The organism is Pseudomonas sp. GW821-FHT03E01 (assembly GCF_059420765.1).
In genome coordinates this window covers 256,760-277,778 of sequence record NZ_JBWKUI010000008.1, presented here as the reverse complement: position 1 = coordinate 277,778, position 21,019 = coordinate 256,760, and the positions used below count along the sequence as shown (strand labels likewise).

Sequence of the window (21,019 nt, the reverse complement as noted above, 5' to 3'; positions counted from 1 at the left end):
CGAGCCATTAGCGCAGCCCCTCCAGCCAGCCATCGAGACTTCTGAAGGCATCATTAAAGGTGCGATCCAGTTGCAGTGGCGTGATTGAAACATAGCCTTGCATCACCGCATGGAAATCAGTGCCCGGGCCGCCATCTTCGGCGTCACCCGCCGCAGCGATCCAGTAACCGGATTTACCACGCGGATCGACCACTTTTATCGGCGCAGCGGCGCGGGCGCGATGGCCCAGGCGGGTCAGCTGGATACCGCGGATATGCTCCAGCGGCAAGTTGGGAATGTTCACGTTCAGTACCGTGCGCGGTGGCAGATCGAGGTCCGCGTGGGCCTCTACCAGTTTGCGCGCAAAATAGGCCGCCGTGGGAAGGTTCTCCACTTGCCGTGAGACAAACGAAAAGGCAAACGAAGGACGCTCCAGGAAACGTCCCTCAAGGGCCGCCGCCACAGTACCGGAATACAGCACGTCGTCCCCCAGGTTCGCACCCAGGTTAATACCGGAAACCACCATGTCCGGTTCAAACTCCAGCAAGCCGTTAAGGCCCAGGTGCACGCAATCGGTAGGCGTACCGTTGAGGCTGATAAAGCCATTGGCCAAGGTATGCGGGTGCAACGGACGGTCGAGCGTCAGCGAGCTGCTGGCGCCGCTTTTGTCCTGGTCCGGGGCGATAACCACGCATTCGGTGTAATCCGCCAGCGCAGCATAAAGCGCGGCGAGACCGGGTGCGGTTACCCCATCGTCGTTAGAAATCAGAATACGCATGGGCTGTCCGTCTGCCCCACCGGCACCAGATCGACGAGTTCACGCACCAATACGGTGGCGAAGCATCCGGCCGGGAGGACGAATTCCAGTTGCAGAATGTCAGGCTCGGGATAATGCCACGTCAACCCGCCAATGGGCAGCCGCAGGATGCGACGTTCGTGGCTCATACCGGCGTTAATCAACCAATCGCGCAGATCCGCTTCGCGCGCGGCGATTGCCTGCTCCAGTTCATGGACAGCCCCCGACGCCGGCGAGTCACCTTCGCCCCACTGCGGACCGGTCGGGTGCAAGTCGAGAATCGCCAGACGCGGGTCACTGCACTCGGCTTCACCTGCCGGGAAGAAACTGCGGCTGTCAGTGAACGCCAGCAGATCGCCGACCTGAGCACGCTGCCAGGTACCATCGGCGACGCGTGCCGCCAGCACCTGATTAAACAGAAAGCTACGCGCAGTGGAGAGCAGGCGCGAACGCACATTGCGTTGTTCCGGCAGGGCTTTGCGCGCAGCCCAGGCACGGGCGTCGACGACGTTGCCGCCGTCATGCCCGAAACGCTGGGCGCCGAAATAATTGGGAATACCTTGCCTGGCGATCAGTTGCAGACGCTCTTCGATCGCGGCCTTGTCGCCAGCGAATTGAGTCAGGCGCAACGTGAAGCCGTTGGCCGAATGGGCACCGCGTTGCAGCTTGCGTCTGTGCCGACCGGTCTTGAGAATCTTCAGCGTGTCGTTTTCCGCTGCCGACAGATCCGGATCAGCCTTGCCGGGCAGTTGCACGCTGAACCACTGGCGAGTCAACGCCTGACGGTCCTTGAGGCCCGCGTAGCTGACGGTACGCAATGGCACGCCCGCAGCCTTGGCAATCCGCCGTGCCGCTTCTTCGGTATTCAGACCGCGCTTTTCCACCCAGATCCATAGGTGTTCGCCGTCGCCGCTCAGGGGAATATCGAGGACTTCATCAACCTGGAAATCTTCCGCCGTGGCTTTCAGCACCGCGCTGCCGAGAGCGTCACCGTAGGCCCGTGGGCCGAGCAATTGCGCCTCGTTCATGCGCGCAGCAACAAGGCAACGGAGTGCACGGCAATACCTTCTTCGCGACCGACAAAGCCAAGCTTTTCGGTGGTGGTAGCTTTCACGTTCACTTGATCCAACTCAACTTGAAGATCCGCGGCAATCAGCGCGCGCATCGATTCGATATGCGGGGCCATTTTCGGGGCCTGGGCGACGATGGTGTTATCGACGTTGCCGACTTTCCAGCCCTTGGCGTGGATCAGTGCGACGACATGACGCAACAGCGCGCGGCTGTCGGCGCCCTTGAATTGCGGATCGGTGTCCGGAAAATGCTTGCCGATATCACCCAGCGCGGCAGCGCCGAGCAACGCATCGCTCAAGGCGTGCAGCAGGACATCACCGTCGGAATGGGCAAGCAGCCCGAAGCTGTGTGCAATCCGCACACCGCCCAGCGTGATGAAATCGCCTTCACCGAAACGGTGCACATCATAGCCGTGGCCAATACGCATAAAAAAACGCCCCGATTTTTGTCAGGGCGTGATTCTACCTGCTTTGTCAGACATTAGGCGCTTAGAGCGCGCGCGTGATGCTGCAAGTGATCGTCGATGAAACTGGCGATGAAGAAATAACTGTGGTCGTAGCCGGGTTGCAAACGCAACGTCAGCGGATGACCGGCAAGTTTCGCCGCCTGTTGCAGGGCTTCTGGCTTGAGCTGGGTGGCGAGGAAATCGTCGCGATCACCCTGATCCACCAGCAGCGGCAGTTTCTCGTCGGCTTCGGCGATCAATGCACAGGCATCCCACTCGCGCCATTTCGACCGGTCTTCACCCAAGTAGCGGGAAAAGGCTTTCTGCCCCCATGGGCAATCGATCGGATTGTTGATCGGCGAGAACGCCGACACCGACTGGTAACGCCCCGGATTGCGCAAGGCGCAGACCAGCGCACCGTGACCACCCATGGAGTGACCGCTGATGCCACGCTTTTCCGATGCCGGGAAATGCGCCTCAACCAATGCCGGCAATTCCTGCACGACATAGTCATGCATCCGATAGTGCCGCGACCACGGTTCCTGCGTGGCATTCAGATAAAAACCGGCACCGAGACCGAAGTCCCAGGCACCATCCGGATCGCCCGGCACTTCGGGACCGCGTGGGCTGGTGTCCGGTGCGACGATAATCAGCCCCAGCTCGGCAGCCATGCGCATGGCACCGGCCTTCTGCATGAAGTTCTCGTCGGTACAGGTCAGGCCAGACAACCAGTACAACACTGGTAGTTTACCGCCCTGCTCCGCTTGCGGCGGCAGGTACACGGCAAACACCATGTCGCAACCGAGCACGTCGGAGCGGTGCCGGTAGCGCTTGTGCCAGCCGCCGAAGCTTTTCTGGCAGGAGATATTTTCCAGGCTCATAAGCGACCTCAGAAATGAATGACGCTACGGATGCTTTTGCCTTCATGCATCAAGTCAAACGCCTTGTTGATATCTTCCAGGCCCATGGTGTGGGTGATGAAGGTATCCAGCGGGATCTCGCCGGTCTGGGCCATTTCGACATAGCTTGGCAACTCGGTACGGCCACGCACGCCACCGAACGCCGAACCGCGCCAGACGCGACCGGTGACCAACTGGAATGGACGGGTGGAGATTTCCTGGCCTGCGCCGGCCACACCGATGATGACCGACTCGCCCCAACCTTTGTGGCAGCACTCAAGTGCGGCACGCATCAACTGCACGTTGCCGATGCATTCGAACGAGAAGTCGACGCCGCCATCGGTCATGTCGACGATCACTTCCTGAATCGGACGATCGAAGTCTTTCGGATTCACGCAGTCCGTGGCGCCCAATTGCCTGGCGATTTCGAACTTGGCCGGGTTGATGTCAATGGCGATGATCCGGCCAGCCTTGGCTTTGACCGCGCCGATCACGGCAGACAGTCCGATGCCACCCAGGCCGAAGATGGCAACGGTGTCACCCGGTTTGACCTTGGCAGTGTTGATCACCGCACCGATGCCGGTGGTGACGCCACAGCCCAGCAGGCAGACTTTTTCCAGCGGTGCTTCTTTAGGAATTTTGGCGACAGAGATTTCCGGCAGCACGGTGTACTCGGAAAACGTCGAGGTGCCCATGTAGTGGAAAATCGTTTCGCCCTTGTAGGAGAAGCGCGAAGTGCCGTCCGGCATCAGGCCTTTACCCTGGGTTGCACGAATCGCCTGGCAGAGGTTGGTTTTGCCCGACAGACAGAATTTGCACTTGCCACATTCCGGGGTGTACAGCGGGATCACATGATCGCCCACCGCAACCGAGGTCACACCCTCGCCGATCGCTTCGACCACCGCGCCACCTTCGTGGCCCAGGATCGACGGAAAGATACCTTCCGGGTCCGCGCCCGAGAGGGTGTAGGCATCGGTATGGCAGACACCGGAAGCGACGACGCGCAGCAGGACTTCGCCCGCCTTGGGCATGGCGACATCGACTTCAACGATCTCGAGGGGCTTCTTGGCCTCGAAGGCAACGGCGGCGCGCGACTTGATCATGCTGACTCTCCAGTGAATAAAAACGAGACAGGGAGTGTAATACAGCGGCATACGATGAATAATCGGGACAAAAGCAAAACATTATTGCCATGCAGGGATAATCCTGATGTCCGAAAACCGCTGGGAAGGCATCGACGAGTTCGTCGCCGTCGCAGAGTGCAACCAATTCACCGCCGCGGCTGAACGCCTTGGGGTGTCTTCCTCCCACATCAGTCGCCAAATCGTACGACTGGAAGAGCGACTGCAAACCCGCTTGCTCTATCGCAGCACCCGCCGGGTCACGCTGACCGAAGCCGGGCAAACCTTTCTGCAACATTGCCAACGGTTGCAGGACGGCCGCGAAGAAGCGTTGCGCGCTGTCGGCGACCTGACCAGCGAACCCAAGGGCATGCTGCGCATGACCTGTGCCGTGGCCTACGGCGAACGATTCATTGTGCCGCTGGTGACTCGTTTCATGGGGCTGTATCCGCAACTGCGTGTCGACATCGAACTGAGCAACCGCCCGCTCGATCTGGTGCACGAAGGGCTGGACCTGGCCATCCGCCTCGGCCGCCTGCAGGATTCAAGATTGGTCGCGACTCGTTTGGCACCACGGCGCATGTATCTGTGCGCCTCGCCGTCCTACTTGGAACGGTATGGTCGCCCACACAGTTTGTCGGAACTGAGTCGCCATAACTGCCTCATCGGCAGCTCGGATATCTGGCAACTGGAACAGAACGGGCGGGAATTTTCCCAGCGAGTACAGGGAAACTGGCGCTGCAACAGTGGGCAGGCGGTGCTGGATGCCGCGCTACAAGGGGTTGGATTGTGTCAGCTGCCGGATTACTACGTGCTGGAGCACCTGAAAAACGGCGAATTGATCTCGCTGCTGGAAGCCCACCAACCGCCGAACACAGCGGTTTGGGCGCTTTATCCACAGCAGCGGCATCTGTCACCGAAAGTACGCAAGTTAGTGGATTATTTGAAGGAAGGGTTGGCCGAACGGCCGGAATATCGGGTTTAAGAGAAAAGATCACAGCCTGCATAGGCGGCGATCTTTTAACGGCGGTTCGCCCAGCGCTGGCGCAACCACTCAAGGTCTTCGGGGCGAGTGACTTTGATGTTGTCGGATCGACCTTCGATCAAACGGGGTGCCATACCTGCCCACTCCATCGCCGAGGCTTCATCGGTGATGACAGCATCCGCCACCAGGCTGTCCGCCAACGCCCGATGCAATGCTCCAAGGCGAAACATCTGCGGTGTATAAGCCTGCCAGATCACACTGCGATCCACTGTTTCCAGCACACGCCCGTGCTTGTCGACCCGTTTGAGGGTGTCGCGCGCAGGCACCGCCAATAGGCCGCCCACCGGGTCGTCAGCCAGTTCACTGAGCAATTTATCAAGATCATGGCGCGCCAGATTCGGTCGCGCGGCATCGTGAACCAACACCCAATCCTCATCGTCAGCGCCCTGGGCATGCAGATGCAGCAAGGCGTTGAGCACTGATCCGGAACGCTCGGCGCCGCCTTCAACCCGCTGAATACGCGGATCGGCAGCACAGGCCAGATTCGGCCAGTAAGGATCGTCGATGGCAAGACTGACCACCAACCCCTTCAGGGCAGGATGATCGAGGAAACAGCCAAGGCTGTGTTCGAGAATAGTGCGCCCGCCCAGTTGCAAGTATTGCTTGGGACGGTCCGCGGCCATACGGGCACCGACGCCCGCGGCAGGAATCACGGCCCAGAAGGCCGGTAACGACTCAATCATTGGGCCAACTGGTAAAGGGTTTCACCATCCTTGACCATGCCCAACTCATGGCGAGCCCGTTCTTCAACGGTCTCCATGCCCTTTTTCAACTCACTGACTTCGGCGTCCATCACCCGATTGCGCTCCAGCAACGCCTCGTTCTCGGCGTGTTGATCCGCAATCTGCTGCTTCAGCTCGGCCACTTGCGCCAGACTGCCATTACCCACCCACAGGCGATACTGCAGGCCGGCCAGCAGCAAGAGCAAGACGAGGAACAACCAATTGGGACTGCGCATCGAATATCAGGTATCCAGTGAAAAAAGACAGCCATGCCAAACTTTGAAGCTTCTGATAGCACGAAGCCTGGAAGAACCAGGCTTGTGCTCTTAAGGCATCAGATTAGTGGCAAATCCGTCGCTGTCGCGATTTTTCCGACACAATCCGGTGTCTTTTTATCGTTTACCACTCAGCCGCGGAATTCGCTGCGGCCGTTGTACTTGGCTTTGCCATTCAACTGCTCTTCGATACGCAGCAGTTGGTTGTACTTGGAAACGCGGTCGGAACGGCACAGCGAACCGGTCTTGATCTGGCCAGCCGAGGTGCCCACGGCCAGGTCGGCAATGGTCGAATCTTCGGTTTCGCCGGAGCGGTGCGAGATCACGGCGGTGTAACCAGCGGCCTTGGCCATCTGGATGGCTTCCAGGGTTTCGGTCAGGGTGCCGATCTGGTTGAACTTGATCAGGATCGAGTTGGCGATCTTTTTGTCGATGCCTTCTTTCAGGATCTTGGTGTTGGTCACGAACAGGTCGTCGCCTACCAGCTGAGTCTTCTCGCCAATCTTGTCGGTGAGGATTTTCCAGCCAGCCCAGTCGGACTCGTCCAGACCGTCTTCGATGGAGATGATCGGGTAACGCTCGGTCAGACCTTTCAGGTAGTCGGCGAAACCTTCAGCAGTGAACACCTGGCCTTCGCCGGACAGGTTGTACTTGCCATCTTCATAGAATTCGCTGGCCGCGCAGTCCAGGGCCAGGGTCACGTCGGTGCCCAGCTTGTAACCGGCGTTGGCCACGGCTTCGGAGATCACTTTCAAAGCGTCTTCGTTGGAAGCCAGGTTCGGCGCAAAACCACCTTCATCACCGACGGCAGTGCTCAGGCCACGGGCCTTCAGAACGGCTTTGAGGTGATGGAAAATCTCGGTGCCCATGCGCAGACCTTCCGAGAAAGACTTGGCGCCAACCGGCTGAACCATGAATTCCTGGATGTCGACGTTGTTATCGGCGTGCTCGCCACCGTTGATGATGTTCATCATCGGAACCGGCATCGAGTAAACACCCGGGGTACCGTTCAGGTTGGCAATGTGAGCGTACAGCGGCAGGTCCTGGTCCTGTGCTGCTGCCTTGGCCGCGGCCAGGGAAACGGCGAGGATCGCGTTGGCGCCCAGGGTCGCTTTGTTCTCAGTGCCATCGAGCTTGATCATCGCGTGATCCAGCGCTTTCTGGTCGCTTGGGTCTTTGCCCAGCAACAGGTCGCGGATCGGACCGTTGATGTTGGCTACGGCCTTGAGCACGCCTTTACCCAGATAACGGCTCTTGTCGCCATCACGCAGCTCGAGCGCTTCACGCGAGCCAGTGGAAGCACCGGATGGCGCGCATGCGCTGCCGATGATGCCGTTATCGAGAAGCACGTCTGCTTCCACAGTGGGATTGCCACGGGAGTCGAGAACTTCACGACCTTTGATGTCGACGATTTTTGCCATTGTTGTAAACACTCCAAAGTTGACGAAAACGACGCAGCTGAAGGAAATCTTTTATCGTCGGCAAGTGACAGACAGCGGGCAGGCTTGCGGACGATAAGGCTCAAGCCCGAGGGCCTGAGCATTTAAACTGTGCGGTACTTTACCGGAGAATTGAGGTTTACGCGGTTTCTACCGTCGGAAAACTCTTCACCAGTTCGTCCAGTGCTTTGAGCTGGGCCAGGAATGGCTCCAGTTTGTCCAGACGCAGGGCGCAAGGGCCGTCGCATTTGGCGTTGTCCGGGTCCGGGTGGGCTTCGAGGAACAGCCCGGCCAGCGACTGGCTCATGCCGGCCTTGGCCAGGTCAGTGACCTGGGCACGACGACCACCGGCGGAATCGGAGCGACCGCCGGGCATTTGCAACGCGTGGGTCACGTCGAAGAACACCGGATATTCGAACTGCTTCATGATGCCGAAGCCGAGCATGTCGACCACGAGATTGTTGTAGCCGAAGCTCGAACCACGCTCGCAGAGAATCAACTGATCGTTACCGGCTTCCACGCACTTGTTCAGGATGTGTTTCATTTCCTGAGGCGCGAGGAACTGGGCTTTCTTGATGTTGATCACCGCGCCGGTCTTGGCCATCGCGACCACGAGGTCGGTCTGGCGCGACAGGAAGGCCGGCAACTGGATGATGTCGCAGACTTCAGCGACGACCGCGGCCTGATCAGGCTCGTGGACGTCGGTGATGATCGGTACGCCAAAGGCTTGCTTGATGTCCTGGAAAATCCGCATGCCCTCTTCCAGCCCGGGGCCACGGTAAGAGGTCACAGAAGAACGGTTCGCCTTGTCGAAACTGGCCTTGAACACGTAAGGGATACCGAGTTTTTCGGTGACCTTTACGTACTCTTCGCAGACCTGCATCGCCATGTCACGGCTTTCCAGCACGTTCATGCCACCGAACAGCACCATTGGCTTGTCGTTGGCAATCTCGATATCGCCTACGCGGATGATCTTCTGCGCCATCAGGATTACGCCTTCTTCTGGTGTTGAGCCAAAGCGGCTTTAACGAAACCGCTGAACAACGGGTGACCGTCGCGTGGCGTCGAGGTGAACTCTGGGTGGAACTGGCAAGCGACGAACCATGGGTGATCCGGTGCTTCAACCACTTCAACCAGCGCGCCATCACCGGAACGACCGGAGATTTTCAGGCCGGCCTCGATGATTTGCGGCAGCAGGTTGTTGTTCACTTCGTAGCGATGACGGTGACGCTCGACGATCACATCCTTGGCGTAGCAATCGTGCACCAGGGAACCTGGCTCAAGCAGGCAGTCCTGAGCGCCAAGGCGCATGGTGCCACCCAGATCGGACGATTCGGTACGGATTTCGACGGCGCCGGTGGCATCTTCCCACTCGGTGATCAGACCCACCACCGGGTGACCGCTGGTACGATCGAACTCAGTGGAGTTGGCATCTTTCCAGCCCATTACGTTACGAGCGAACTCGATAACGGCCACTTGCATGCCCAGGCAGATACCCAGGTATGGAACCTTGTTTTCGCGAGCGTATTGAACGGCAGTGATCTTGCCTTCAACACCACGCAGACCGAAGCCGCCCGGTACCAGAATCGCGTCGACGCCTTCCAGCAGCGCGGTGCCCTGGTTTTCGATGTCTTCGGAATCGATGTAGCGCAGGTTGACCTTGGTGCGGTTGCTGATGCCGGCGTGACTCATCGCTTCGATCAGCGACTTGTAGGCGTCCAGCAGTTCCATGTACTTGCCGACCATGGCGATGGTGACTTCGTGTTCCGGGTTCAGCTTGGCATCAACCACCGCTTCCCACTCGGACAGATCGGCGCTGTCGCATTGCAGGCCGAAACGCTCGACGACGAAATCATCCAGGCCCTGGGAGTGCAGAATGCCCGGGATCTTGTAGATGGTGTCAGCGTCTTCCAGCGCAATCACCGCACGCTCTTCAACGTTGGTGAACTGCGCGATCTTGCGACGCGAAGAAATGTCGATCGGGTGATCGGAGCGGCACACCAGCACGTCAGGCTGCAGGCCAATGGAACGCAGTTCCTTGACCGAGTGCTGGGTTGGCTTGGTTTTGGTTTCGCCGGCAGTGGCGATGTACGGCACCAGTGTCAGGTGCATCAGCATCGCGCGCTTGGCGCCGACTTCGAAACGCAATTGACGGATCGCCTCGAGGAACGGTTGCGACTCGATGTCACCCACGGTGCCACCGATCTCGACCATGGCCACGTCGGCATCGCCAGCGCCCTTGATGATCCGGCGCTTGATTTCGTCGGTGATGTGCGGGATCACCTGAATGGTTGCGCCCAGGTAATCACCACGGCGCTCTTTGCGCAGGACGTGTTCGTAGACACGGCCAGTGGTGAAGTTGTTGTTCTGGGTCATGGTCGTGCGGATGAACCGCTCGTAGTGGCCCAGGTCCAGGTCGGTCTCGGCGCCGTCGTGGGTGACGAACACTTCACCGTGCTGGAACGGGCTCATGGTGCCCGGGTCAACGTTGATGTACGGGTCCAGCTTCAGCATGGTGACCTTAAGTCCCCGCGCCTCCAGGATGGCCGCCAATGAAGCCGAGGCAATGCCTTTCCCCAATGAAGAAACAACACCGCCCGTGACGAATATGTAGCGCGTCATGAAAAACCCTAGAAGTCTGCGTTAAAGCGGTCCGAGCCGCCGGGGAAAGCGAAGGAAGGCCGAAGCCCCCGATCACCTGCATTAATCACAGTGCACCTTTCAAAAAAACCGCCGCGTTGGGACAGACCGGAAGATGAAACACCGGTAGGTTGCTCGCTACACATTTTTTGGAATCGCCCAGCAAAGACTGCTTGGTAATCGGCAACTGCTGCGATTCAGGCGAATCCACAGAAGTTGTATCAAGAAGGGAGCGTAGTCTACCGGAAAGCCCCTTTCAGCTCAAACCTTGATCTTCGATCGGCGGCTGCCAATGCAAATACCAGCCACTGCGCTCACTGCCATTCAGCCCCCGCAGGTTCGCCACCGCCAGCAATTGCTGGCCCCTGTAGACCAGCGGCAATCTGCCACGGGCGAAGCCCGGCACGCCCCTTTCGTTGAGCAAACGCTTCAAGTCACGGTGACCGCGATCGGGCAAATTCATGACTTCGCCGCCCTCACGATAGCGGATCTGCAACGGGCCATCGGGGATCTGGCCGGTGAGTGTGAGCACGCCATTATCCGGTAACGCCAGCAATACCGCGGGGTCAGCCCAGGACACCGGGGATGGCGGAGTGCGCAACCATCCACCTGACAACCACCAGAGACGCCCACCAGCGCGATGCAGTTCGCCCGCCGCCAATCGCCAGACCGGACGCGCATCGCCAGTCGCATCGCGCAAATCCTGCCAACCCGACCAATGGTCACTGTCCGGCAAAGACGTCAGCGGTTTGAGCCAATGACTCAGCGCATTGCGCTGGCGTGCATCAGAGAGCTTTTCCAGGGGCGCCAGCTCCAGCGACGGCAACCCCAGCCAATCGAAATCACTGTCGGTGCCGGCCTGGGCCAGATCAATTTGCGCCAGATCGTCGAGCAACCCCTGCGCCTCACTCAGATGCGCAGCGCTGCGAGCCATGGTCGCCACTGCTTGCGGCCAGCGCGCGGTCAACACGGGAAACACCTGATGACGCAGGTAATTGCGCGAGAACTGCCGGTCCTGATTCGACGGATCTTCGATCCAGTTCAGCTGATATTCAGTGGCGTAGGCCTCAAGCTCGGCGCGAGTGACATCAAGCAGTGGTCGCAGCAGATGCCCACACCCCAAAGGACGCTCACTCGGCATCCCCGACAAACCTCTCACCCCTGCCCCGCGCATCAGCCGAAACAACAGGGTTTCCGCTTGATCGTCACGGTGCTGACCTGTGAGCAGTACTTCACCGGCGTGAGTCGCCGCGATGAAGGCGCCGTAACGCGCATCCCGCGCCGCACGCTCGAGGCTCGCGCCGCGCTCAACCTGAACACGCACAACCTCCAGCGGTACACCCAACGCATCACAGACCGACTGACAATGTTCCGGCCACGCATCAGCCGCAGCCTGCAGGCCGTGGTGGACGTGAATGGCGGTCAACGCCGGCAAGGATTCGGTTTTTGCGAGGTGTGCGAGAACGTGCAGCAGGACGGTGGAATCGAGACCACCGGAGAAGGCGATGCGCCAGGTTATGGCGTTACGCCACGGAACCAGCCCATGGAGAAGCCTGGCTGGCAGATCAATCTTCTTAGGGCTCATAGACGTCAGTCGCTTCACATAGACCCATTGTGGGAGCGAGCCTGCTCGCGAAGGCTGCTTAACATTCAACATATTTGTTGATTGTTATACCGCAATCGCGAGCAGACGAACGTCGCCCGGCTCTTCCCACAAGGCTAAAGCGCGATCAGATCAGAGACCGTAGCTCATCAGACGCTCGTAACGACGGGCCAGCAGCGCGTCGTTGTCGAACTTCTTCAACATCGCCAGTTGCGAGCTCAGCTCGGCGCGGATCGAGGCAGCGGCAGCCGCCGGATCACGATGAGCGCCGCCCAACGGCTCGCCGATCACTTTATCGACGATGCCCAGGCCCTTCAGACGCTCGGCAGTGATGCCCATCGCTTCAGCGGCATCCGGGGCTTTCTCGGAAGTTTTCCACAGAATCGAGGCGCAACCTTCCGGCGAAATCACCGCGTAGGTCGAATATTGCAGCATGTTCAGCTGATCGCAGACGCCAATGGCCAGCGCACCACCGGAACCACCCTCACCGATCACGGTGGCGATGATTGGGGTTTTCAGGCGAGCCATGACGCGCAGGTTCCAGGCAATCGCTTCGCTCTGGTTGCGCTCTTCGGCGTCGATGCCAGGGTAAGCGCCCGGGGTGTCGATGAAGGTCAGGATCGGCATTTTGAAACGCTCGGCCATTTCCATCAGGCGGCACGCCTTGCGGTAGCCCTCAGGGCGCGGCATGCCGAAGTTGCGGCGAACCTTCTCGCGCACTTCGCGACCTTTCTGGTGACCGATAACCATCACCGGTTGGTCGTCCAGACGGGCAACACCGCCAACGATGGCAGCGTCGTCGGAGAAGTGACGGTCGCCGTGCAACTCATCGAACTCGGTGAAGATGTGTTCGATGTAGTCCAGGGTGTACGGACGTTTCGGGTGACGCGCCAGACGCGCGATCTGCCAGCTGGTCAGCTTGCCGAAGATATCTTCGGTCAGCGTGCTGCTCTTGTCCTGTAGGCGGGAGATCTCATCGCCGATATTCAGCGAATTGTCATTACCGACCAAGCGCAACTCTTCGATCTTGGCTTGCAGGTCGGCGATCGGCTGTTCGAAATCTAGAAAATTCGGGTTCATAGGCGTCCGTCTAGGGTCGCGTCCAAGAGAGCTTGGGCCGGCCGGTTGTCTATTCGCGCCCTACCTTAAGGGACAGGCGCGTTCAGGTCGAGATTAAAAATTCGGGTCGGGATCAGGCGCGTTCCCATGGTAAGGAATGGCGCCTGACCGTCAACGGTATTGGAGGAAGACGTTGTCTCGCCCGAACTGGTCACGCAGGGCTTGAATCAAGGCATCCGCCGGGTCGATCCGCCAGGTCTCGCCAAACTGCAACAAGGCCTTCGCATCGGGGCTGGTGTAGTCCATGGTGATCGGGCACGCACCGCGATGACGCTTCAACAACTCGCCCAACCAGCGTAGCTGATCGCCCTTGAGATCCTTTGCATGCAACTTCAGGCGCAGGCTTTCGGCCAGGTTGGTGCGCGCATCTTCCATGCTCATCACCCGCTTGACCCGCAACCGCAGGCCACCGGAGAAGTCGTCGTTGCTGACTTCGCCTTCGACCACCACCATCGCATCGGTCTGCAACAACGACTGTGCGGAATGGAACGCATCGGCGAACAACGAGGCTTCGATCCGCCCGGAGCGGTCGTCGAGGGTGATGAAGCCCATCTTGTCGCCCTTTTTGTTCTTCATCACTCGCAGGGCGATGATCATGCCCGCGACCGTTTGCGTGTCGCGAGCCGGCTTCAGGTCGATGATGCGCTGACGGGCGAAGCGACGGATCTCGCCCTCGTATTCGTCGATCGGGTGGCCGGTGAGGTACAGGCCCAAGGTATCTTTCTCGCCTTTCAGGCGTTCCTTGAGGGTCAGCTCCTTGGCCTTGCGGTGATTGGCGTAGACGTCGGCATCTTCTTCAACGAACAGACCGCCAAACAGATCGGCATGCCCACTGTCGTGGGTACGAGCGGTTTGTTCGGCCGCCTTGATCGCCTCTTCCATGGCCGTCAACAACACCGCGCGGTTGCGGTCGATGTTGGCCTGATAGGCTTTCTGCTCATCGTGGAAATACGGGCCTAGGCGGTCCAGGGCACCACTGCGGATCAAGCCGTCGAGGGTGCGTTTGTTGATACGCTTGAGGTCGACCCGCGCGCAAAAATCGAACAGGTCCTTGAACGGCCCGTCTTGCCGCGCCTCGGTAATCGCTTCGACCGGGCCTTCGCCCACGCCCTTGATCGCGCCCAGACCGTAAATGATGCGGCCTTCGTCGTTCACCGTGAACTTGAACTCCGAGGTGTTCACGTCTGGCGCGTCGAGGCGCAGCTTCATGGTCCGCACTTCTTCGATCAAGGTCACGACCTTGTCGGTGTTGTGCATATCCGCCGACAGTACCGCGGCCATGAACGGCGCCGGATAGTGGGCTTTCAGCCACGCGGTCTGGTACGACACCAGGCCGTAGGCAGCGGAGTGGGATTTGTTGAAACCGTAACCGGCGAATTTTTCTACCAGGTCGAAAATGTTACCGGCAAGGTCAGCGTCGATATTGTTGGTGGCGCAACCTTCAATGAAACCGCCGCGCTGCTTGGCCATTTCTTCGGGTTTTTTCTTACCCATGGCTCGACGCAGCATGTCCGCGCCGCCGAGGGTGTAACCGGCCATGACCTGGGCAATCTGCATCACCTGTTCCTGATACAGGATGATGCCGTAAGTCGGCGCCAATACCGGCTTGAGGCCGTCGTACTGGTAGTCCGAGTGCGGGTACGCGAGTTCGGCGCGACCGTGCTTACGGTTGATGAAGTCGTCCACCATGCCCGATTGCAGCGGGCCCGGACGGAACAGGGCCACCAGTGCGATCAAGTCTTCCAGGCAGTCGGGCTTGAGCTTTTTGATCAGCTCTTTCATGCCGCGCGATTCGAGCTGGAACACCGCGGTGGTTTCGGCTTTTTGCAGCAGCGTGTAAGTCGGCTTGTCATCCAGCGGGATGAACGCGATGTCCAGCGGCGGTTCGTTGACCTTGGCGCGGTCGCGGTTGATGGTTTTCAGCGCCCAGTCGATGATCGTCAGGGTCCGAAGCCCCAGGAAGTCGAACTTCACCAGACCGGCAGCCTCAACGTCATCCTTGTCGAACTGGGTTACCAGACCGTCGCCCGCTTCGTCGCAATAGATCGGCGAGAAGTCGGTCAGCTTGGTCGGCGCAATCACCACGCCACCGGCGTGTTTACCGACGTTACGCACAACGCCTTCGAGCTTGCGCGCCATTTCCCAGATTTCCGCGGCTTCTTCATCGACCTTGATGAAGTCGCGCAGGATTTCTTCCTGTTCGTAGGCTTTTTCCAGGGTCATGCCGACTTCGAACGGAATCATCTTCGACAGACGATCCGCCAGTCCGTAGGACTTGCCCTGCACCCGCGCCACGTCACGGACCACAGCCTTGGCCGCCATGGAACCGAAGGTGATGATCTGGCTTACCGCGTTACGGCCGTATTTCTCGGCCACGTAATCGATCACGCGGTCGCGACCGTCCATGCAGAAGTCGACGTCGAAGTCGGGCATGGAAACCCGTTCCGGGTTAAGGAAACGTTCGAACAGCAGGTCATATTCCAGCGGGTCAAGGTCAGTGATCTTCTGCACATAGGCCACCAGCGACCCGGCACCCGACCCACGGCCAGGCCCCACCGGTACGCCGTTGTTCTTGGCCCACTGGATAAAGTCCATCACGATCAGGAAGTAACCGGGGAAGCCCATCTGGATAATGATATCCAGCTCGAAATTCAGCCGGTCGACATAGACTTGGCGCTTGGCTTCGTAGTCTTCGGTGGTGTCCTTGGGCAGCAGAACGCTGAGGCGTTCTTCCAGACCGTCGAAGGAAACCTTGCGGAAATATTCGTCGATGGTCATGCCATCGGGAATCGGGAAGTTGGGCAGGAAGTGCTTGCCCAGCTTCACTTCGATGTTGCAGCGCTTGGCGATCTCGACTGTGTTCTCCAGCGCCTCAGGCAGGTCGCTGAACAGCTCGGCCATTTCCTCGGCGCTTTTGAGGTATTGCTGATCGCTGTAATTCTTCGAACGCCGCGGATCGTCGAGGGCGCGGCCTTCACCGATGCAAACGCGGGTTTCGTGGGCTTCGAAGTCTTCCTGCTTGATGAAGCGCACGTCGTTGGTCGCCACCAGCGGCGCGCCGATTTTCTCGGCCAGGGCCACGGCGCCGTGCAGTTGTTCTTCGTCGTTGGGGCGGTTGGTGCGCTGGACTTCCAGATAGAAACGATCCGGGAACACCGCCATCCACTCGCGAGCCAGGGTTTCGGCTTCGTCCGGGTTGCCGCCGAGCATCGCCAGGCCGATTTCGCCCTCTTTCGCCGCCGACAGCATGATCAAGCCTTCGCTGGCTTCGGCCACCCACTCGCGCTCGATGATGATCGAACCATTGCGCTGGCCGTCGATGAAACCACGGGAGATCAGTTCGGTGAGGTTGCGATAACCTGTGGCGTTCATCGCCAGCAGGCTGATCCGGCTCAAGGGGTTGTCCGGATCCTTGTTCGACAGCCACAGGTCGGCGCCACAAATCGGCTTGATCCCGGCGCCCATGGCGGCTTTATAGAATTTGACCAGGGAACACATGTTGTTCTGGTCAGTGACCGCCACGGCAGGCATGTTCATGCCGACCAGGGTCTTGACCAGCGGTTTGATCCGCACCAGACCGTCGACCAGGGAATATTCAGTGTGCAGGCGTAGATGAACGAATGAAGCCGGCATAGTGATCCTGTCTAGAAACTAGAAACGTGAAGACAACAAGGCCCGGATTGTACCGGGCCTTGAGTAAAACATCAGCCTGCGACTAACCCTCGATCAGGTTTTCCCGCGCTTCATACGCCAGGCGTACCGGGGCGAACGAGCGGCGGTGAATCGGTGTCGGCCCCAGACGCGTCAGCGCCTCCAGATGAACGGGCGTCGGGTAGCCTTTGTGGCCACCGATGCCGTAACCCGGGTAAATCAGTTCGAACGCCGCCATTTCACGATCACGGCTGACCTTGGCCAGAATTGACGCCGCAGCGATGGCCGGCACTTTGCTGTCGCCTTGCACCACCGCTTCGGCGCGCATCGAGAGTTTCGGGCAACGGTTGCCGTCGATCATCGCCAGCTTCGGCTGAATGTGCAGGCCTTCGACCGCGCGCTGCATGGCCAGCATGGTGGCATGAAGGATGTTCAACTCGTCAATTTCTTCGACTTCGGCGCGAGCAATGCACCAGCTCAGGGCTTTTTCGCAGATTTCGTCGTAGAGTTTTTCACGGCGGGCTTCGGTGAGTTTCTTCGAATCGTTGAGGCCGAGAATCGGCCGGCTCGGATCAAGGATCACCGCGGCGGTCACCACGGCACCGCACAGCGGGCCGCGACCGACTTCATCGACACCTGCCACCAGATCTTCAACTTCATCGACCAGCATAAAATCCAGGCCCAGCTGCTTGCTTGCTTTGCTCATTATGCTCTGCCAATCAGGTTCAGTACCGCGTCCGCTGCCTGATTGGAGGCGTCCAGTCGCAGGGTTCGGTGGATTTCGTCAAAGCCTCGGGTCTGCTCCTCGCCACCTTCGATCAGCGGCGACAGAGTCTGGGCCAGGGCTTCGACTGTCGCATCGTCCTGCAACAACTCTGGCACCAGCAGGCGCTGGGCCAGCAAATTCGGCAACGAGACGTAGGGACTCTTCACCATCCGTTTGAGAATCCAGAACGTCAGCGGTGCCAGGCGATAAGCGACCACCATCGGCCGCTTGTACAGCAATGCTTCCAGGGTCGCGGTGCCCGAAGCGATCAACACCGCGTCGCACGCCGCCAGCGCCAGATGGGATTTGCCGTCGAGCAAGGTCAGCGGCAGATCGCGACCAGCCAGCAACTCTTCCAACTGGGCCCGGCGCTCCGGACTGGCGCACGGCATGACGAATCGCACGCCCGGACGCATGGCCCGCAGGCGCTGGGCGGTGTCGAGGAACAACGCACCGAGGCGCCCGACTTCACCGCCACGACTACCCGGCATCAGGGCAACCAACGGCCCTTCCGGCAAACCGAGTTCGGCCCGCGCGGCGGTGCGATCGGCCTCAAGCGGGATCGCATCGGCCAGGGAATGCCCGACAAACCGTACCGGCACGCCCTTCTCTTCATAAAATTTAGCTTCGAACGGGAACAGCGTCAGCATCAGGTCGCAACCTTCGCGAATCTTCAGCACCCGCTTCTGTCGCCAGGCCCAGACCGACGGGCTGACGTAATGCACGGTCTTGATCCCGGCCTGACGCAGCTTGAGTTCGATATTGAGGTTGAAGTCCGGGGCATCGATACCGATGAACACGTCCGGCTTCGCGGCGATCAGGTCCGCAACCAGTTTCTTGCGACGGGCCAACAGCTCGCGCAAACGGCCCAGCACTTCCACCAGCCCCATGACAGAAAGGCGTTCCATCGGGAAATACGAGGTCAGGCCTTCGGCCTGCATCAGCGGACCGCCGACACCAATGAACTCGACCGCCGGATGCTGTGCCTTGAGCGCACGCATGAGACCCGCACCCAGAATGTCACCGGAAGCCTCACCCGCCACCAGCGCAATACGCAGATTGGCCATGATTAGCGGGTGATGCCGCGGGTCGAAGACTGGATGGAATCACGGAACACCGCGACTTCCGGGAACTGCAGCGAGGGTTCGGCCAGCTCGGCGAGCGCTTGCTCGACTGTCAGGCCCTGGCGGTAAACCACCTTGTAGGCACGACGCAGCGCGTGGATCGCCTCTTCGCTGAAGCCGCGACGGCGCATGCCTTCGAAGTTCATGCTGCGAGCTTCAGCGGGGTTGCCGAATACCGTGACGTACGCAGGAACGTCTTTGCCAATGGCAGTGCCCATGCCGGAAAAGCTGTGGGCGCCGATGTGGCAATACTGGTGAACCAGAGTGAAGCCGGACAGGATCGCCCAGTCTTCAACGTGCACATGCCCTGCCAACGCGGTGTTGTTGACCAGGATGCAATGATTGCCGATAACGCTGTCGTGACCGATGTGGGCATAGGCCATGATCAGATTGTGATCGCCCAGGGTCGTTTCCGAACGGTCCTGAATGGTCCCGCGGTGAATCGTCACGCCTTCACGGATGACGTTGTGGTCACCGATGACCAGACGGGTTTCCTCGCCCTTGTATTTCAGATCGGGCGTGTCCTCACCTACCGAAGAAAACTGGTAGATGCGGTTGTGCTTACCGATTCGGGTCGGGCCCTTGAGAATCACATGCGGCCCGATCACTGTCCCCTCGCCGATTTCCACACCTGCGCCGACAATCGACCAAGGGCCGACTTCGACGTCGTCGGCCAGGATGGCCGTCGGATCGATGATTGCGCGAGGGTCAATCAAACTCATAGTTTGCGTTCCGCACAGATGATTTCAGCGGAGCAGACTGGCTTGCCATCGACCGAAGCCTGGCATTCGAACTTCCAGATCTGACGCTTGCAACTGATGAACTTGGCTTCAAGGATCAATTGATCGCCCGGCAGCACCGGCTGACGGAAGCGCAGTTTGTCGGAGCCGACGAAGTAGTAAAGCGTGCCATCGGCCGGTTTCACGTCGAGCATTTTGAAACCAAGGATCCCGGCAGCCTGAGCCATCGCTTCGATGATCAGTACACCCGGCATGATTGGATGCGCAGGGAAGTGACCATTGAAGAACGGCTCGTTGATGCTGACATTCTTGTAGGCGCGAATGCGCTTGCCTTCCACATCCAGATCCACCACCCGGTCCACCAGCAGGAACGGGTAACGGTGAGGCAGGTATTCGCGAATCTCGTTGATGTCCATCATTTCGGGGGGAAGCCTATGTAAAGATTGGGAGCGCGCGACTGACGCGCACTCCTCTAGCAAATCAAGGGAGGCAGTCTAGCGGCTGTGCACACTTGATATGGAAATGGTATCAGCCATCTGATGAAGCATTACCGTCAGGGGTCACGTCCCCTACACGCTTTTCCAGCTGTCGCAGACGTCGCGCGATGTCATCGAGCTGACGGATACGTGCCGCGCTTTTGCGCCATTCGGCTGCCGGTTGCATCGCCGTACCGGAAGAATAGGAGCCCGGCTCGGTAATCGAGTGGGTCACCATGGTCATCCCGGTCAGGAAAACGTTGTCGCAAATGTCGATATGCCCCACCAGCCCTACGCCACCGGCGAGCATGCAATGCTTGCCGATTTTGGTGCTGCCGGAAATTCCCACGCACGCGGCCATGGCCGTGTGGTCACCAACCTGGACGTTGTGGGCAATCTGAATCTGATTGTCGAGCTTCACACCATTACCAATGACGGTATCGGCCAGCGCGCCACGATCGATAGCGGTATTAACGCCTATTTCCACGTCGTCTCCGATCGAGACGCCGCCGATCTGGGCAATTTTCTGCCAGATACCTTTCTCGTTGGCAAAACCGAAGCCTTCACCACCGAGCACGGCACCGGATTGAATCACCACCCGTTTGCCGATGCGCACGTCGTGATACAGCGTGACGCGCGGGGCCAACCAGCCGCCCTCGCCAATTTCGCAGCGTGCACCGATGAAGCAATGCGCACCAACGGTCACACCGGCGCCAATGCGCGCTGCACTTTCGATGACCGCAAAGGCACCGATGCTCGCCGCAGGATCGACCACCGCATCCGCTGCCACTACCGCTGTCGGATGAATACCGGCCGGCGCCTTGGGCTTGGGATCGAACAGGTGGGAAATGCGCGCATAAGACAGATATGGATCAGCCACCACCAGCGCATCACCGACAAAACCTTCAGCGTCAGCGGCCTTCAGCAGCACGGCTGCGGCCTGACTGTCAGCCAGGTATTTACGGTATTGAGGATTTGCCAGAAAGCTCAACTGAGCTGGGCCAGCCTCTTGCAAAGTGGCCAGCCCAGTAATTTCTTTCTCCGGGTCGCCACGTAAGGTGGCGCCGAGGAACTCGGCCAACTGGCCGAGCTTTATAGTCGCTGTCAT

General features: G+C 59.4%; 19 protein-coding genes. 1 reads left to right on the top strand and 18 read right to left on the bottom strand.

Annotated features, from left to right (window positions below):
- Positions 1-7 precede the first annotated feature (7 nt).
- The 5 genes from surE to AC07VO_RS15990 are packed head-to-tail and all read right to left on the bottom strand — an operon-like array spanning position 8 to position 4,293.
- Positions 8-757, bottom strand: coding sequence for a 5'/3'-nucleotidase SurE (gene surE / locus AC07VO_RS16010; protein ID WP_018926998.1), 750 nt, complete (start codon positions 755-757; stop codon positions 8-10).
- Complete coding sequence (truD, locus tag AC07VO_RS16005; RefSeq protein WP_018926999.1) at positions 745-1,803, bottom strand: tRNA pseudouridine(13) synthase TruD; 1,059 nt, start codon at positions 1,801-1,803, stop codon at positions 745-747. The genes surE and truD overlap by 13 nt, the downstream gene beginning before the upstream one ends.
- Positions 1,800-2,273: a 2-C-methyl-D-erythritol 2,4-cyclodiphosphate synthase gene (gene ispF, locus AC07VO_RS16000; RefSeq protein ID WP_018927000.1), complete on the bottom strand. Its 474-nt coding sequence runs from the start codon at positions 2,271-2,273 to the stop codon at positions 1,800-1,802. The genes truD and ispF overlap by 4 nt, the downstream gene beginning before the upstream one ends.
- A 53-nt stretch (positions 2,274-2,326) precedes the next feature.
- Positions 2,327-3,172, bottom strand: coding sequence for an S-formylglutathione hydrolase (fghA, locus tag AC07VO_RS15995; protein ID WP_064620040.1), 846 nt, complete (start codon positions 3,170-3,172; stop codon positions 2,327-2,329).
- 8 nt (positions 3,173-3,180) lie between these two features.
- On the bottom strand, positions 3,181-4,293 hold the full coding sequence (locus AC07VO_RS15990; RefSeq protein ID WP_018927002.1) for an S-(hydroxymethyl)glutathione dehydrogenase/class III alcohol dehydrogenase: 1,113 nt from the start codon (positions 4,291-4,293) through the stop codon (positions 3,181-3,183).
- A gap of 106 nt (positions 4,294-4,399) precedes the next feature.
- Here AC07VO_RS15990 and AC07VO_RS15985 point away from each other — a divergent pair, with 106 nt between their 5' ends.
- The gene (locus tag AC07VO_RS15985) at positions 4,400-5,296 is read left to right on the top strand and encodes a LysR substrate-binding domain-containing protein (RefSeq protein ID WP_018927003.1); all 897 of its coding nucleotides are present in this window, start codon (positions 4,400-4,402) and stop codon (positions 5,294-5,296) included.
- A gap of 35 nt (positions 5,297-5,331) precedes the next feature.
- On the opposite strand, the gene ispD is transcribed toward AC07VO_RS15985, so the two are convergent.
- The 13 genes from ispD to lpxD form a co-directional block, all read right to left on the bottom strand.
- Entirely contained in the window at positions 5,332-6,039 is a 708-nt protein-coding gene (gene ispD / locus AC07VO_RS15980) for a 2-C-methyl-D-erythritol 4-phosphate cytidylyltransferase (RefSeq protein WP_086944761.1), read from the bottom strand.
- Positions 6,036-6,314 carry a cell division protein FtsB gene (gene ftsB / locus AC07VO_RS15975; protein ID WP_007907178.1) on the bottom strand — a complete coding sequence of 93 codons (279 nt, stop codon included), beginning with the start codon at positions 6,312-6,314 and terminating at the stop codon, positions 6,036-6,038. Before ftsB ends, ispD begins: the two co-directional genes overlap by 4 nt.
- A 170-nt stretch (positions 6,315-6,484) precedes the next feature.
- Positions 6,485-7,774, bottom strand: a complete 1,290-nt coding sequence (gene eno, locus AC07VO_RS15970) for a phosphopyruvate hydratase (RefSeq protein WP_007940523.1) — start codon at positions 7,772-7,774, stop codon at positions 6,485-6,487.
- Positions 7,775-7,931: 157 nt separating this feature from the next.
- Positions 7,932-8,777 (bottom strand): 3-deoxy-8-phosphooctulonate synthase, encoded by an 846-nt coding sequence (gene kdsA, locus AC07VO_RS15965; protein ID WP_015093773.1) that lies wholly within the window; start codon positions 8,775-8,777, stop codon positions 7,932-7,934.
- A gap of 5 nt (positions 8,778-8,782) precedes the next feature.
- On the bottom strand, positions 8,783-10,414 hold the full coding sequence (gene pyrG / locus AC07VO_RS15960) for a CTP synthase (RefSeq protein WP_026286489.1): 1,632 nt from the start codon (positions 10,412-10,414) through the stop codon (positions 8,783-8,785).
- 274 nt (positions 10,415-10,688) lie between these two features.
- Positions 10,689-12,017 carry a tRNA lysidine(34) synthetase TilS gene (gene tilS, locus AC07VO_RS15955; protein ID WP_086944760.1) on the bottom strand — a complete coding sequence of 443 codons (1,329 nt, stop codon included), beginning with the start codon at positions 12,015-12,017 and terminating at the stop codon, positions 10,689-10,691.
- Between the two features lie 150 nt (positions 12,018-12,167).
- On the bottom strand, positions 12,168-13,115 hold the full coding sequence (locus tag AC07VO_RS15950; protein ID WP_018927007.1) for an acetyl-CoA carboxylase carboxyltransferase subunit alpha: 948 nt from the start codon (positions 13,113-13,115) through the stop codon (positions 12,168-12,170).
- Between the two features lie 150 nt (positions 13,116-13,265).
- Positions 13,266-16,787 carry a DNA polymerase III subunit alpha gene (gene dnaE, locus AC07VO_RS15945; RefSeq protein WP_018927008.1) on the bottom strand — a complete coding sequence of 1,174 codons (3,522 nt, stop codon included), beginning with the start codon at positions 16,785-16,787 and terminating at the stop codon, positions 13,266-13,268.
- An 82-nt stretch (positions 16,788-16,869) separates the two neighbouring features.
- On the bottom strand, positions 16,870-17,511 hold the full coding sequence (rnhB, locus tag AC07VO_RS15940; protein WP_018927009.1) for a ribonuclease HII: 642 nt from the start codon (positions 17,509-17,511) through the stop codon (positions 16,870-16,872).
- Positions 17,511-18,638: a lipid-A-disaccharide synthase gene (gene lpxB / locus AC07VO_RS15935; protein ID WP_064620046.1), complete on the bottom strand. Its 1,128-nt coding sequence runs from the start codon at positions 18,636-18,638 to the stop codon at positions 17,511-17,513. Before lpxB ends, rnhB begins: the two co-directional genes overlap by 1 nt.
- A gap of 2 nt (positions 18,639-18,640) precedes the next feature.
- Positions 18,641-19,417 (bottom strand): acyl-ACP--UDP-N-acetylglucosamine O-acyltransferase, encoded by a 777-nt coding sequence (gene lpxA / locus AC07VO_RS15930; protein WP_018927011.1) that lies wholly within the window; start codon positions 19,415-19,417, stop codon positions 18,641-18,643.
- Positions 19,414-19,854 (bottom strand): 3-hydroxyacyl-ACP dehydratase FabZ, encoded by a 441-nt coding sequence (gene fabZ, locus AC07VO_RS15925; protein WP_007940511.1) that lies wholly within the window; start codon positions 19,852-19,854, stop codon positions 19,414-19,416. Before fabZ ends, lpxA begins: the two co-directional genes overlap by 4 nt.
- A 109-nt stretch (positions 19,855-19,963) precedes the next feature.
- Positions 19,964-21,019, bottom strand: coding sequence for a UDP-3-O-(3-hydroxymyristoyl)glucosamine N-acyltransferase (gene lpxD, locus AC07VO_RS15920; protein WP_018927012.1), 1,056 nt, complete (start codon positions 21,017-21,019; stop codon positions 19,964-19,966).